The following is a 13,231-nucleotide window of genomic DNA, read 5'->3' as shown; positions in this document are numbered from 1 at the left end:
GGCCCAGCCGTCATCAACAAGCGATTCGTGTGTCATCGCAGTGTAGAATCACACCCGATTCCGCAGGGCAATACCTATCTTAGCGCCTATGCCCTCAAGGGGGGGAGATATGCAGCGTCGTCGCCATCATCACCACCGAAAGTTTCCCCTTGACCTCAACCTTGGTTGAGATCGCAAAACCCGTTCCTGAGCCACCGAACCCAAGTCGTCCAGGAACAGGACAGATTGAAATGGATCAACTCAATCAACAGTTTACCAGTGAAGCCGTGTTCAGGGTCGACAAATTCGTCGTTCCTGCCGAGGCCCGTGAAGAAATCCTTCGCAAGGTCAGGGCAACGCATGAACTGCTGCGCCTGCAGCAAGGCTTCGTCCAGGATTTCGTGCTCGAGCAATTTTCGGGTCCGGGTGAGTTCAACCTGGTCACCATTGTCGAATGGGAAAACCAGGCGGCCGTCGACAATGTCGTGCCGATCGTCAAGGCGGCCCACGAGCGGGCGGGCTTCAACCCGCAGGAGACCATTGCCCGGCTGGGTGTGAAGGCCGATATCGCCAACTATCAGCGTCTGCCTGAGATGTAGGAGGGCCAGCCCGTGCCAGGTGCTGGCGCCTCGACGCTCAGCACCTGGCCGGTGCGGGCATCGCTGATCATGTTCTCGAAACCACGCCATTCGGCGGCGACGATGAACAGTGTCGTGCTATCCGGCCCGCCCAGCATGCAGGCAAAGCAGCCGCGATCGGCATCGACTGTCTGCAACACCTCGCCACCTTCGCGCACCCGCACACAGCGTTTGTTGGGAACATCCGCATACCAGGCAGTTCCTTCGGCATCGAGGCAGACGCCGTCGGGAAAGCCATCGAGATCGGCCCAGACCCGGCGGTTGGAAAGCCCGCCATCCTCCGCGATATCGAAGGCGGTCAGCCGGTTGGCATGCGACTCCGCCACGATCAGTGTCCTGTTGTCCGGCGTCACCGCCATGCCGTTGGCGAAAGCGATGTTCTCGGCCACTTGTCGAACCGAGCCGTCCGGCGTGATCAGCACGATGGTGCCGGGCCCGAAATGCTCGCCCGGTGCAGGCGCCGACCCGCCGCCATTGACATAGATGTTGCCGCGCCCGTCGACGACGATCTCGTTCCACGGGCTGTTTGACAGCGACCGAAGATCGGCATGGGTGGCCAGCGTTCCATCCGCCTCCTGCCGCAGCAACAAGCCATCCCGACCCGAGACGATCAGCAATCGGCCATCCGGCAACCAGTCGATCGAATAGGGCAGGATGGCCGGCACGGTGAGCATCACCTGGTTCCCGCCGTCCTCATCCACCGCGACGATCTCTCCGGTTCCCCAGTTGCAGAGCCACAGGCGTCCGTCGTGCCAGCGGGGAGACTCTCCGAAAGCGAGGCCTTCTGTAATGACCTTGGCGTTCAGGGCGACTGATTTCGAGGATGGCATCTCTGACCCTGGTTTGTCGACTCGCCGCAATTCGGCATTGTCGCGAAGCGCTTTCCTGCCAAGGACGTATGAATCCGTGGCGCCCCGACACCGTCGACAATTTCGGCAAACCATCGTGCGGATGCCTCTGGATCAGAGTGCCTTTAATCCTTGAGGGCGGCTGATATTGTCGCGTCGGAAATAACCCGTTCGCGCAAGTTGCGACCAAGAGAGTATTTTCGATGTTCGGTTTCTTTTCCCGCAAATCCAAGAAAACGCCCGAGAAGTCGGCATCAGATTCTGGAAAGCAGTTGGAATTCGGCCTGCCGTTGCCAGTCGTCGTACTGCGTTCGAACGTCGAGGATCCTGATGAAGAGCCGTTTTTTCTCGTCTTCGCTGTCATGCAATTCGTCACAGCGATGGTTTCCAAAGGACTCTATCGTTATCCCGAAATCGACACCAAGGCGATGCAGGTCCTTCATGCCGACTCGTACTCTTCGGAGGTAAAGAACGGCGGCCATAGTCAATTCATCCACAATGCCGGGCAGGAAATCGGCGCCATGATTGCCAACGCACGAGCTGGACTCACTGCTTGTGGCGCAAAGGGCCAGCTTGCGACTTTGGAAAAGATGTCCAGCTGGATTGCAGACCATCCCAACGAAGCCGCCCAGCAGACGGGCTTCGAGGGCGGGCGGGATGATTTTCTCGATACACTTGATCATGCGTTCTACGTTGCGGATGAGGCTGCGCCCATGGAAAACCTTTTGGCGCGCTGGATCGCGTCATGGCCTGATCTGCAAGTTGTCGATAGTGACGATTACGACGACGTCATACACCGGCTGGTGATGGCCAATCCGAAGCGCGAAGGCAGGCTTCTTCATAAGTCCGTTGGCAACTTGGCAGGCCAGATGATCTTGAGCTGGCGCGATGTCGGGGCCGGCCTTGCCTGCGCCAAGATCGCGCCGCCCGAGATCAAAATCGCGTTCGGCATGGCAAGGATGCTGAACATAGAAGGAGAGAAACAGCTGGTTTTTCAACTTCAGACCAGCGCGAAGAAGACCCGACTATGCAGTGCGACGGAGACACACGTCACGGTCTACGAGTACATCGCTCCAGAAGAGTTGCTTGTCATACCGCCAGGCGAGAGCCCGCTAGCGGCTAACGCCCCGAAAGTTGGCGCCAAGCTTGGCATTGCTGAAGAGCCCGAGATCACAGCGGTCATTGAGCTGGCGGAACAATACCATGCTCCCGCCGCCGTCGACCTCCTGCTCCGCAAGGCAGGCTTCGACCCGACGGATGCCATCGTTTCTGCGAATTCGGTGGTGCAGAAGGAGGAAGGAGCAATCGTGAATTGGGTGGTGCTGGCATCAGGCCAAGTCTTCCTTTTCCAATCGTTGCGGAACGGCGGTGTGCTCTTGCGCGGCAAGGATGATGAAAGCCTCGCTGAGGCCGCTATGGCCGAGCTCAATGCCCACTTTGATCGCTCCGCTGCGGCGGGTTAGCGACAGCAAGCCTACTTTTTCTCCGTCAGGAAGAACGTGCCATCGGCATGGCCGTTGGCACCGCATGACAGGGGCTCCGATTTGCCATCCTTGCCGGCGCCGCTCTGCTCGACGACAAGCGCATCGCCGTCGCGTCGGAAGGTAAAGAAAAAACCGGTTGGGTTGTCGTTGTCGACGGCACGGTCGACCAGCCGCAGAGTGTTGCGCTCCTCGACCGTGCCGTCGATCTCGCATGACCCACTTCCCGAGACTGGATTGGAAACGACATCTTCCGAGATTTCGACCTTGCCTCCGCCAACAGCCTTGATGTCGACGCTGCCGCGCACGCTGCTCCATGTGCCGATCAAACCTGCATCGGGGGGCTTGCGTATGCCGGACAGGAAGGTTGCGCGGTCTCGCAGGAATTCGCCGAGATCGAAAGTCTGTTGGTTCTTGGGCGAACTTTCGTTGAAGCCGGCGATCTGGTCGCGATACGCGATGAAATCGCTTTGGTCGTCCCGCAGCGCCTTGCCGGCATGAGCATCGAGCCTCTTCAGCAGCGCGGTATAATTCTTCGCGACGTCGGCATCGGCTTGCGCCAGGACCGGATCGGCGCAAATGGCCTTTTCCGCCACGCTGGCGGCCTTGGCGCAGTCGAAGGATGGCTTGCCTTGCGCAACTGCGTGGTCGCTCGCTGCCACAAGTACGGTCAAAACGGCACCCACGGCTGACGATCGTATGGCAACAAGATACGTTTTGCCTGAATTTGGCGCCATGGCAGTCGGCCTTTTCGCCGCGCGTTCAGCCGGCGTTGACCCGAATTCTGGCGGCAAAGCAGCCGACAGGCAAGCACGTCACCGTTCCTGCCGGCTGCGGACGATGCGGCCTTGCCCAATGTTGCGTTGCGGCAGCGGAGCCTTTCCGGTATTGAGGCCGGACCTGAAACAGGGACCGCCCCCATCCCATGAGCCCCATCCGATGAGCCTTGTCGATTCGATCAAGAATGCCTTCGTTCCGATCCATCGCGAGGGCTATCCGTTCATTGCCGCCTTTGGTGCGGGCACGCTGTTCCTGGGCTATTTCTCCTCGGTGCTGTTCTGGATCGGCCTGATCCTGACCGCCTGGTGCGTCTATTTCTTCCGTGACCCCGAGCGTGTCACCCCGGTCGATGACAGGCTGGTGGTCAGTCCCGCCGACGGCGTCATCTCGGCGGTCGGCCCGGCCGTGCCGCCGCGCGAGCTTGGCCTCGGCAACACCGAGATGACCCGCATCTCGGTGTTCATGAACGTCTTTTCCTGCCATGTGAACCGCGCTCCGGTGCGCGGCCGCATCACCAAAATCGAGCACCGGCCGGGCAAATTCCTGAACGCCGAACTCGACAAGGCAAGCTCGGAGAACGAGCGCAACGGGCTGGTCATAGACAGTCCCAACGGCATCGTTGTCGCCGTGCAGATTGCCGGCCTGGTGGCGCGCCGCATCGTCTGCTGGGCCGAGACCGGCGGCTCCATTGCCGTCGGCGAACGCTTTGGCCTGATCCGCTTCGGCTCGCGCGTCGATGTCTTCCTACCGTCGACCGCGGTGCCGCGCGTCGCCGTCGGCCAGACGGCGGTCGGCGGCGAAACCGTGCTCGCCGAATTCGGCGGCGTCGCCGCAACCCCGCTCGTCAGGATTTCGTAAGCGGTGGGCGCGCCGTTCAAAAAGTTCGAGGCCCATGGCAGCGGCGGCCCGCGCATCCGCGAAATTCCGATGCGCATGGTGCTGCCTAATCTGGTCACCGTGCTTGCCATCTGCGCCGGCCTGTCCGGCATCCGCTTCGGCTTCGAGGGCCGTTTCGAGCCGGCCGTGGTGATGGTGCTGCTCGCCGCCTTCCTGGACGGCATAGACGGGCGCCTGGCGCGCATGTTGAAGGCGACATCCAAATTCGGCGCGCAGATGGATTCGCTGGCCGACATCGTCAATTTCGGCGTCGCGCCGGCACTGGTGCTCTACGCCTTCCTGCTCGACCGCGCCGGCTCCTTCGGCTGGATCGCAGCCCTTCTGTTCACCATCGCCTGTGGCCTGCGGCTGGCGCGCTTCAACGTGCTCGACGAAGACCATGACCGGCCGATCTGGCAGAGCGAATACTTCGTTGGCGTGCCGGCGCCGGCCGGCGCCGTGCTGGTTATGCTGCCGCTCTATCTGTCCTTCCTCCGGCTCGGTCTCGAGCCGGACCGCCTGACGGCATTCGTCGCCACCGGCTTCACTGTGCTGGTCGCTTTCCTGCTGGTCAGCCGGCTGCCGGTCTATTCCGGCAAAAGCCTGAAAGTGCCGGGCGACAAGGTGCTGCCGATCATCCTGGCGGTCGTTCTCTACGTCCTGCTGTTGATGACCTATCCCTGGTACACGCTGACCGCCTCTGTCGCAGGCTATCTCATCTTCCTGCCTTTCAGCGTGCGGGCGTATTCGAAGCGCGCCAAGCGCGAGGGCGAAAAAGTGCCGCCGTCGGATATTGGGTAGTTGTTATCTCCCCCCTTGAGGGGGAGATGTCGCCGAAGGCGACAGAGGGGTCGGTACGCCCCGGACGCGACCTCGTTTGAGCGAAGAGGACGTCGGCGCTTCACGCGAGGCGACCCCCTCTGGCCTGCCGGCCATCTCCCCCTCGAGGAGGGAGATACGCTAAGCCGCCAGGCCCAGCCCCAGCTTCTCGATCGCCAGGTTCCGCGTCGAGACATAATCCGTCTTGCCGGAACCCAGCACCGGGATCTCCTCGACCTTGACGATGTCGTTGGGCACCATCAGTTCGGCCGCACCTGCCTTCTTGCCGAAGGCGCGCAGTTCTTCCGGATCGGCGTCGTCGGCGGTGGTGACCAGCACGATGCGCTCGCCGCGCCTCTTGTCCGGCACCGCCACCGCGGCGTGGCGCTCTTCCGGCCACAGCGACTGCACCAGCATCTCGACGGCGCCCAACGACACCATCTCGCCAGCGATCTTGGCGAAGCGTTTTGCCCGGCCGCGAATGGTGATGAAGCCTTCGCGGTCTACCGAGACGATGTCGCCGGTGTCGTGCCAGCCGTCCAGCGGCTGCAATTCGCCGGGCCGGTCAGCGGTCATGTAGCCCATCATCAAATTCGGCCCGTCGAGCCACAGGCGGCCGGCACCCTCGATACCCTCGACCGGTTCGAGCTTCATGCGCATCGCCGGCAACAGCCGTCCGACCGTACCGTCGCGGCCATGGATGGCGGTGTTGACGGCAACGACTGGGGCGGCCTCGGTCAGCCCGAACCCCTCGATGATCGAGGCATCGAAGCGCTCGCGATAAACGCGCCGCGTCTCCGGCTTCACCGCTTCCGCGCCGGCGACGACGAAGCGCAGGCTGGAGAAATCGCCATCCTTCGCGGTGCGGGCATAGTTGGCAAGGAACGTGTCGGTGCCGAACATGATGGTCGGCTTCACCTTGCGAGCGATCTCCGGGATGATCTTGTAGTGCAGCGGTGACGGGTAGAGGAACAGTTTCACCCCGGTCACCAGCGGCAGGATGGTGCCGCCGGTCAGGCCGAAAGAGTGAAAAACCGGCAGCACGTTGAGCAGGATGTCGGACGGCGAAATGGTAATGCGCGCCTCGGCCTGCATGGCGTTGGCGTGGAGATTGCGGTGCGACAGCACCACGGCCTTGGGCGTGCCTTCCGAGCCTGAGGTGAACAGGATTGCGGCGGGCTTGGCCGCATCCTGCCGCTGCAGCGGGAACCGCCAGAGCACCGCTGCTGCGAGCCTTTCCAGTGTGGTGACGCTTGCGCGCACATCCTCCAGCCACAGCATCTTGGCGCCGCCGGCCTCGACCGCGGCGATGATGTCGGCAAGCGCCGCCTTCTCGACGAACGCGCGCGAGGAAACCACCGTTCGGATGACTGCCGTGCGCACCGCGGCGGTTACGCTGGCCGGCCCTGCCGTGTAGTTGATCATCGCCGCCACCCGGCCGGCCGAGAGCAGGCCGACGAAGGAGAGCACCACGCCATTGGCGTTGGGCAGCAAAACCCCGACCGCTTCGCCGGGCGCCGCCACCGCCTCGAAACGGCGGCCGAGCACGCGCGCGCCGATGAACATTTTTCGATAGCTGAGCGAGCCGCTGATCACATCCTCGATGATCGGATGCGAGGCGCCGGTGCGATCCGCGGCATCGCGCATGGCCAGGAACAGGCCGCGATCGAGGTTGCTGCCATAAAGCCGCGCCTCGGCGATGCGGTCGAACAACGCATTTGTGTTGGAAGCCTGGTCGGGGTTGCGCGCCACCAGTTCGGCAATCGTCATTGGTTCCAGCACGCTGATCGAGAGTTTTGGGAACCAGTGGCGCGGCGCCCGGTTCTTTGGCGTCAAGGAAACCGGCAGGTCGCGCGAGCCGGTGACGAAGATCGGCACGATGAGGGCGTCGGCCTGCATGGCGATTCGGGTGACGGCGCGGAACAGGCGAAACGTCTTCACATCGGGCTCGACGTCACCGGGCAGATAGACGGCAAGCCGGCCTTTACCCTTCAGCACCCTGACCAGCCGCCGGCTGACGAAGAGATGCTCGGCGTTGAAGGCGATGGTGCGGCCAAGCTCGCGCCAAGGCTCCATCCAGGGCGAGCGCGCCGAGGCCTCGTCGAGAATGTGCAGCGTGTCGTCGGGCAGCAGCGACAGCATCAGCGCCGGCTCGAAGCGTGACTGGTGCGAGACCACATAGATCACCGGCGTCGGCGCGTTGCGGGCAATGCGGATGCGCCGGTCATCGATCCGGTAGGCGAGCTTGAACGGCACATAGAGTAGCGCCTGGGTAAAGCGCAGGTCGAGACGAAACGTCTCGATCGCGCCAATCAGCAGCCAGGCCAGCACGAGGCCTGCAAGCAGCGCCAGTGTCAGGATCATGCCGCGTCTCTCCCAACGGTCCGGTATGCGGCTCTTCGTCCGCTTCGAGAGCAGAGGGTAGCGCAATGGGGGGCAAGGTCAATGTAGAGCCTCTTCCTTCTCCCCGTTCACGGGGAGAAGGTGCCCCGAAGGGCGGATGAGGGGCGGCGCTGCGCTTTCACGTTGGCTCAAGCCGCCTTGATCCGCCCGCTGATGAACCGGAACTCCTGGCTCTTGCCGCCATAACCGTAAGCAGCGGCCGGGACTTCATGCACGAAGGCATAGCTTTCCTCGTGCACACCACCCAGCAACTTACCAAAGGCCTCAAAGATCGCCTTCAGATAAGCCTCCAGTTCCAGCTTGGTGTTGGTGCCGTCGACCACCTTGATGTCGAGCCAGAAGGTGTTGGCGCCATGCTCCGCCAGCGATTTGCCGCCGGCGAACCAATGCTGCGGGTCGACATAGGTGACGGCGACGGCGGTAATCGTCGGGTCCTTGCGCAGATGGGTTGCCGTCAGCTCGGTGATTTCCTTGGCGATTGTGGCGGACAGCTTGGCGTCGGGCTTGCCGGTGACGCTGATGTTGATGATGGGCATTTTTCTCTCCTTCGTTTGAGCGGCGTCTGTTTGCCGTTGGAGAGACAATGCCATCATCTTTGAATCAAAAAAATCGAATTGTTTCGAACAAAAGGTTCTGTATTATCGAAGTATGCAAGCTCTCGATCCCGATCTGCTCAAAACCTTCCTTGCCTTTGTCGATGGCGGCTCGCTGGCTCAGGCTGCGTCTGCTGTCGGCCGCTCGCCCTCGGCGGTGACCGCGCAGATGCAGCGTCTGGAGGAGATCGTCGGCGAACCGCTGCTGGTGGCGCAGGGGCGCGGGCGCGGGCTGACGCCGGCCGGCGAGGATCTTGTCGGTCATGCCCGCCGCATTCTTGCCGTGCACAGCGAGGCCTGGCTGGCGCTCAAGGGCGCGCGTGCCGCTGGTCGCGTCGCCATCGGCACGACACAGGATTTCGCCGATAGCGGCCTGCCGGAGCTGCTGCGCGCCTTCGCGGCCAGCCATCCGCGCGTCAGGGTCGAACTCCGCGTTGGCCGTTCGGCCGAGCTTGGCGAGGCGCTGCAGGCCGGGCAGCTCGATCTGGCCGTTGTCATGCGCAAGACGCCGGCCAATGACGAAGTCGGGCTGTTCAGTGAGCCGATGCTGTGGCTGTGCTCGCAAAAAGGGCTTGCCGTGCGGGAAGAGGAATTGCCGCTGGCGCTGCTCGACCCCTATTGCGGCTTTCGCGAAGCAGCACTCGCGGCCCTCGATGCTGCCGGCCGCCGCTACCGCATTGCCGCCGGCAGCGCCAGCCTTGCCGGCTTGCGCACGGCGGTCAATGCCGGCATCGCGCTGACCTTGCGCACCGCCCGCTTTGCCCATTCAGGCATTGCCGAAGCACCGCGCGAATTCGCCCTGCCGCCGGTGCCGACAGCGCAATTCGCGATAAAACTCGGCCAGGGCGCCGAGCGGCCGGCGCGCGATCTTGCCATCCTGCTCAGCGACAACCTCGCCTTGCCCGGCTTTGCCGGCTGATGTCCAAAGAAAAAGCCGACCTTTACGGTCGGCTTTGAGGAGGACGGGTCGAGGGGTTTGGGGGGACTTGGGGGGTGACCCGTCGCACATAAAACTGCCTGATCCGCATGATGGTTCCATGACTTGGAAAATAATTATTGGGTTGCCGCACTTTTTCTCGCGGCCAGCCAGTCGCGCCCCGCATGGGCGAAAACCGCGCACAGTACTATGGCGCCGCCGATCAGGCTGGCGGCCGGCGCGATCTCGCCGAGGAACAGGAAGGCGAACAGGATCGCAAACGGCACTTCGGCGGCACCGAGAAGGCCGGACTCGGGCGCAGGGATCAGCCGCGAGCCTTCCGTCCACAGGATCGACGCCGCCGCGAACGATCCTCCGAAGGCGACGAGCAGCACGGCGTCGCGAGCAGAAATCGCCAGGGGGTCGGTGACGAACCAGCCGAGCACGAACAGCAGAAGCGCCGAGACTGCGCCCGCCCACACCACCGGCGTGTCGCGGAAGGCGCGCACCATGATCATGTAGAGCGCGCTGCCGGCGGTCATCAGCAGCGCGAGCCCATCGCCAAACAGATGACCGCTGCCGAAGCCGGAGCCGACCATCATCGCTACGCCGCACAGCGAAACGGCGGCGGCGGCAAGCGTCTGCGCCCGGAACGGCTCGCGCACCAGCACGAAGGCGAGCAGCGCGGTGATGAAGGGCGCGGTGGCGTAGATGACAGCGACATTGGCGACATAGGTGAATTTGAACGCCGAGATGAAGGCGATGCTGGCCGCGGCGCCCTCAAGGGCCAGCAGCCAGCCGCGCCAGCCAAGTCGCAAGCTTTCCCGCCCGCCGGAGCGGCGCCAGCGCCACAGCACATAGAAGGTGATCAGGATCGCGCCGACAAAGCCGCGCCAGCAAGTGATGGTCAGCGGGTCGGTGTGGATCGATTTGGTCAGCACGCCGGTGAGGGCGAAGAAAGCCGCCGAGGCCGCCACCAGCATGATGCCGAGCGTACGCTCGGCAGCGGTATCTGTGGTGCCTGGGCCGTCGAGCGCTTCCGTCATCTCAGCAGCCTATCCGTCTTCTCCTGCCACCATGCTGTCAGCACGGGGTACTCATAGCCGCTTGCGGAAATGCTCGTTGCCGATGATCAGCAGGCCGGCGCCGACGATCAACGCCGCCCCCAGAAACACCTCGCGACGCGGCACGTCGCCCCAGATCGCAAAGCCGAGCCCGAAGGCCCAGACCAATGAGGTGTATTCGAACGGCGCCACGATCGACACCGGCGCCCGCTTCATGCCTTCGAACAGCATAAATTGCGCCACGCCGCCGAGCGCGCCGACGCTGATCAAAAGCAGCAACTGGCGCCAGTCCGGCATCTGCCAGACCAACAGCGCCGGCACCGCGGAAAACACCAGGAAGTAGAAATTGTTGAGCACAAGCTGGATCAGCGTGCGCTCGGCCAGCGCCGTCTTGCGCAACAGCACCACGGCAATGCCCCACAGCACTGCCGCCGCCAGTACCAAGAGCATCGGCACGGACAAGCCGAGACGAGTGGGATCACAGGCGATGAAGACGCCGACGAAGCCGATGAACACCGCCAGCCAGCGCAACAGCGGCACCTTTTCGCCAAGCATCGCCACCGACAGCACGGTGACGATGATCGGGGCGGCGTAATAGATGGTGGTGAGTTCGGCCAGCTGCAGGGAGCGGGCCGCGTTGTAGTAGCAGAGCCAGGCGCCGAGCGTGAAGGCGCTGCGCACCAGCATCGGCCGCACGATGGGCGAGCGCATTGTGTCGGCAAAGATGGGCGGTCCGCCGATTGCAGCACAGCCGATAAGCACAGCGATCGAGCGGAAGAACATGATCTGCCAGACGCTGATGCCGACGACCAGAAGCTTGATCGCGGCGTCCTGCGTCGAAAACAGGAAATAGGCGCAGCCGGTGAACAGGATGCCGGCAAGCACCCTTTCGCGGGTTTCCAGAATGGCAATATCGGCCATGCGGCGTGTCCGGCGCTGTCAAGAGGACGAAGAAGAAGCCTGCCCCAATCAGGCTCCCATTGCAGGCTATACGGGCGAAAGCCTGCGGGGCGCTACGCCAGTGGCAAGCTTGCGTTGGCGCAGCCTGGCCGACAGCGTGGGCACGCCGTTCACTGTGTTGCCTGGTAGAGCTCCGAAGCGGCCTCCTTCAGGGCGCGCCGGCCGCCCGGCCTGAGATACATCATGTGGCCGCCCTCGATGACGTCGAGACGGATGGGTTTTGCCCCGCCGAGCGTCGGGATTTGGCTCACCAGATAGCGTGAGGCCAGATAGGGAGTGACCAGATCGGTGTCGCCGTTGACGATCACCACGCCGAGCCCCGGGTTGAGCGAGCGCGCCCGCTGCAGATCGTCCATCACCCCGGCATAGCCTTGCCGCGAGCCGCCATAGTCCCAGGCGTGGGTCACATCGCCATTGAGCAACCTGTAGCTGACATCGGTGCGAAAATTCAGCTCGTCGCGCGCATAACCGACAAAGGCCGAGGTCAGCGCCGGCACGCTGCGGTCGAGCACCGGATCTGGGCCGGCGCTGCGGGCGCTCTCCGGGGCGATGTCGCTGGTGGCGATGGTGCCGTCATACGGGCTGAGCACTTTTCCACTGGGGCGCTGGAATTCGCGCGCGAACAGGGCGGTCGGGATGCGGGCGAAATTGCGTTGCACGAGGTCGAGCGGCAGGCCGGTGATCTCGGCCACGCGCTGGCTGGCCAGCCGCCCACCCTGTTCCAGCCCGCCGGCCAGAGCGGTGAGGTAGTCACCCATAGCATAGTGTTCGACCTCGGCGAGCTTTTCGCGCAGCGCCTCGCCGCTGAGGCCTTCGCTGCGCAGGCGCACCGCCGCCAGCGAGGGCAGTTCCAGCGCCCAATGCAGTGGCTGGAATTCGTCGGGCAGCACCAGCGTGAACTCCAGTGCAGGCGAGATCAGCACGATGCCGTTGGGGCTCAGGCCGACATCTTCCTGCAGGGTCCTGGCGAGAAGTGCCGCGCGGAACCCGCCATAGCTTTCGCCGGCAAGGAAGAGCGGCGATCCGGTGCGGCCGTTCTGGGCGAGATAGAGCCGGATGAAAGCGCCGATCGAACTGGCGTCCTGGCTGACGCCCCAAAAATCTTTCGTGTCCTGGCCGGGGGCCTCGCGGCTGTAGCCGGTGCCGACCGGATCGACGAAGACGAGGTCGGTCATGTCGAGCCAGCTGTCGGGATTGTCGATCAGCTTTTGCGGCGGCGGCAGGAATTGGCCATCGGCGCCGGTCGCGACGACACGCGGGCCGAGTGCGCCGAGATGCAGATAGGCGGATGCCGCGCCCGGGCCGCCATTGAAGACGAAGGTGATGGGGCGAGCCTTCTCCGCGCCCGCCAGTGGCGGCAGCGTGTAGGCGACATAGAAGATTTCCGCGGTGACCTCGCCCTTGCCGGATAGCAGCGACAGCGTGCCGGCCTTTGCCTGATAGTCCAGCTTGCGCCCGGCAATGGTGATTGAATGGCTGGTCGTCTGCGGTGCCGGCAGCAGCGACAGCACGCCGCCTGCCGGTGCGGGGCGCTCGGGCGTTTCGGCGAGGACTGGCTGCGCGAAGGCTGCAAGCACCAACAGGGTAAGCGAGATCAGTTTCAGCTTGAACGGCATGATGTCTCCGCGGGAATGACTCTGCTTAGGTATGGCCGGGGCGGTCGAAGTCAAAGTAACTCTTCGTGAGGTAGCATTCCTTCAGCCCCCTCTGTCCTGCCGGACATCTCCCCCCACAGGGGTGGAGATTGGATGTCGCGACCGCCTTCGCTGATCGCCGGCGTAGAAAGCGCCATCGGCGAAGCTGCAGATCTCCCCCCTGTGGGGAGGTGGCCGGGCCAGAGGGGGGCGCTGTCTCGCCGGCATATCAGTGCTATC

General features: G+C 63.5%; 12 protein-coding genes. 5 read left to right on the top strand and 7 right to left on the bottom strand.

Annotation, left to right across the window (positions count from 1 at the left end):
* Nucleotides 1–230: 230 nt before the first annotated feature.
* A complete protein-coding gene (locus tag NKJ18_RS26585; protein ID WP_352443824.1) occupies nt 231–578 on the top strand; it encodes an antibiotic biosynthesis monooxygenase in 348 nt (115 codons plus the stop codon).
* Here NKJ18_RS26585 and NKJ18_RS26580 read toward each other — a convergent pair.
* On the bottom strand, nt 557–1,447 hold the full coding sequence (locus NKJ18_RS26580) for an SMP-30/gluconolactonase/LRE family protein (RefSeq protein WP_352760463.1): 891 nt from the start codon (nt 1,445–1,447) through the stop codon (nt 557–559). The genes NKJ18_RS26585 and NKJ18_RS26580 overlap by 22 nt on opposite strands.
* 221 nt (nt 1,448–1,668) lie before the next feature.
* Here NKJ18_RS26580 and NKJ18_RS26575 point away from each other — a divergent pair, with 221 nt between their 5' ends.
* Entirely contained in the window at nt 1,669–2,928 is a 1,260-nt protein-coding gene (locus NKJ18_RS26575) for a DMP19 family protein (RefSeq protein WP_023731446.1), read from the top strand.
* Between the two features lie 11 nt (nt 2,929–2,939).
* Here the strand turns inward: NKJ18_RS26575 and NKJ18_RS26570 are convergent, their stop codons facing one another.
* Nucleotides 2,940–3,620, bottom strand: a complete 681-nt coding sequence (locus NKJ18_RS26570) for a lysozyme inhibitor LprI family protein (RefSeq protein ID WP_352760460.1) — start codon at nt 3,618–3,620, stop codon at nt 2,940–2,942.
* On the opposite strand from NKJ18_RS26570, the gene NKJ18_RS26565 reads away from it, so the two are divergent.
* Both NKJ18_RS26565 and pssA read left to right on the top strand, forming a co-directional pair.
* On the top strand, nt 3,526–4,584 hold the full coding sequence (locus NKJ18_RS26565) for a phosphatidylserine decarboxylase (protein WP_352760458.1): 1,059 nt from the start codon (nt 3,526–3,528) through the stop codon (nt 4,582–4,584). The genes NKJ18_RS26570 and NKJ18_RS26565 overlap by 95 nt on opposite strands.
* A gap of 3 nt (nt 4,585–4,587) precedes the next feature.
* Nucleotides 4,588–5,403, top strand: coding sequence for a CDP-diacylglycerol--serine O-phosphatidyltransferase (gene pssA, locus NKJ18_RS26560; protein ID WP_023672701.1), 816 nt, complete (start codon nt 4,588–4,590; stop codon nt 5,401–5,403).
* 159 nt (nt 5,404–5,562) lie between these two features.
* On the opposite strand, the gene NKJ18_RS26555 is transcribed toward pssA, so the two are convergent.
* Both NKJ18_RS26555 and NKJ18_RS26550 read right to left on the bottom strand, forming a co-directional pair.
* On the bottom strand, nt 5,563–7,785 hold the full coding sequence (locus tag NKJ18_RS26555; RefSeq protein ID WP_352760455.1) for an AMP-binding protein: 2,223 nt from the start codon (nt 7,783–7,785) through the stop codon (nt 5,563–5,565).
* Nucleotides 7,786–7,952: 167 nt separating this feature from the next.
* Complete coding sequence (locus NKJ18_RS26550) at nt 7,953–8,360, bottom strand: tautomerase family protein (RefSeq protein ID WP_352760453.1); 408 nt, start codon at nt 8,358–8,360, stop codon at nt 7,953–7,955.
* A 112-nt stretch (nt 8,361–8,472) separates the two neighbouring features.
* Here NKJ18_RS26550 and NKJ18_RS26545 point away from each other — a divergent pair, with 112 nt between their 5' ends.
* Entirely contained in the window at nt 8,473–9,336 is an 864-nt protein-coding gene (locus tag NKJ18_RS26545) for a LysR substrate-binding domain-containing protein (RefSeq protein ID WP_023672706.1), read from the top strand.
* A 134-nt stretch (nt 9,337–9,470) separates the two neighbouring features.
* Here NKJ18_RS26545 and NKJ18_RS26540 read toward each other — a convergent pair whose 3' ends face one another.
* The 3 genes from NKJ18_RS26540 to NKJ18_RS26530 all read right to left on the bottom strand — a co-directional run bounded on the left by NKJ18_RS26540 (nt 9,471) and on the right by NKJ18_RS26530 (nt 12,973).
* Nucleotides 9,471–10,379, bottom strand: coding sequence for a DMT family transporter (locus tag NKJ18_RS26540; RefSeq protein ID WP_352760451.1), 909 nt, complete (start codon nt 10,377–10,379; stop codon nt 9,471–9,473).
* Between the two features lie 51 nt (nt 10,380–10,430).
* Nucleotides 10,431–11,318 carry a DMT family transporter gene (locus NKJ18_RS26535; RefSeq protein ID WP_352652650.1) on the bottom strand — a complete coding sequence of 296 codons (888 nt, stop codon included), beginning with the start codon at nt 11,316–11,318 and terminating at the stop codon, nt 10,431–10,433.
* A gap of 149 nt (nt 11,319–11,467) precedes the next feature.
* On the bottom strand, nt 11,468–12,973 hold the full coding sequence (locus tag NKJ18_RS26530) for a S10 family peptidase (protein WP_023826919.1): 1,506 nt from the start codon (nt 12,971–12,973) through the stop codon (nt 11,468–11,470).
* Nucleotides 12,974–13,231 lie beyond the last annotated feature (258 nt).

The organism is Mesorhizobium sp. M0217 (assembly GCF_040321955.1).
In the GTDB taxonomy this organism is placed as follows: Bacteria; Pseudomonadota; Alphaproteobacteria; order Rhizobiales; family Rhizobiaceae; genus Mesorhizobium.
The sequence above is the reverse complement of the archived record's forward strand: the minus strand, read 5'-3'. Positions and strand labels throughout refer to the sequence as shown.

Bases quoted from the DNA above. Each gene is read 5' to 3' on its own strand.
- NKJ18_RS26580 (WP_352760463.1), bottom strand. From the start codon at position 1,447: ATGCCATCCTCGAAATCAGTCGCCCTGAACGCCAAGGTCATTACAGAA.
- NKJ18_RS26550 (WP_352760453.1), bottom strand. From the start codon at position 8,360: ATGCCCATCATCAACATCAGCGTCACCGGCAAGCCCGACGCCAAGCTG.
- NKJ18_RS26555 (WP_352760455.1), bottom strand. From the start codon at position 7,785: ATGATCCTGACACTGGCGCTGCTTGCAGGCCTCGTGCTGGCCTGGCTG.
- NKJ18_RS26530 (WP_023826919.1), bottom strand. From the start codon at position 12,973: ATGCCGTTCAAGCTGAAACTGATCTCGCTTACCCTGTTGGTGCTTGCA.
- NKJ18_RS26540 (WP_352760451.1), bottom strand. From the start codon at position 10,379: ATGACGGAAGCGCTCGACGGCCCAGGCACCACAGATACCGCTGCCGAG.
- NKJ18_RS26575 (WP_023731446.1), top strand. From the start codon at position 1,669: ATGTTCGGTTTCTTTTCCCGCAAATCCAAGAAAACGCCCGAGAAGTCG.
- NKJ18_RS26535 (WP_352652650.1), bottom strand. From the start codon at position 11,318: ATGGCCGATATTGCCATTCTGGAAACCCGCGAAAGGGTGCTTGCCGGC.
- NKJ18_RS26545 (WP_023672706.1), top strand. From the start codon at position 8,473: ATGCAAGCTCTCGATCCCGATCTGCTCAAAACCTTCCTTGCCTTTGTC.
- NKJ18_RS26585 (WP_352443824.1), top strand. From the start codon at position 231: ATGGATCAACTCAATCAACAGTTTACCAGTGAAGCCGTGTTCAGGGTC.
- NKJ18_RS26565 (WP_352760458.1), top strand. From the start codon at position 3,526: ATGGCCTTTTCCGCCACGCTGGCGGCCTTGGCGCAGTCGAAGGATGGC.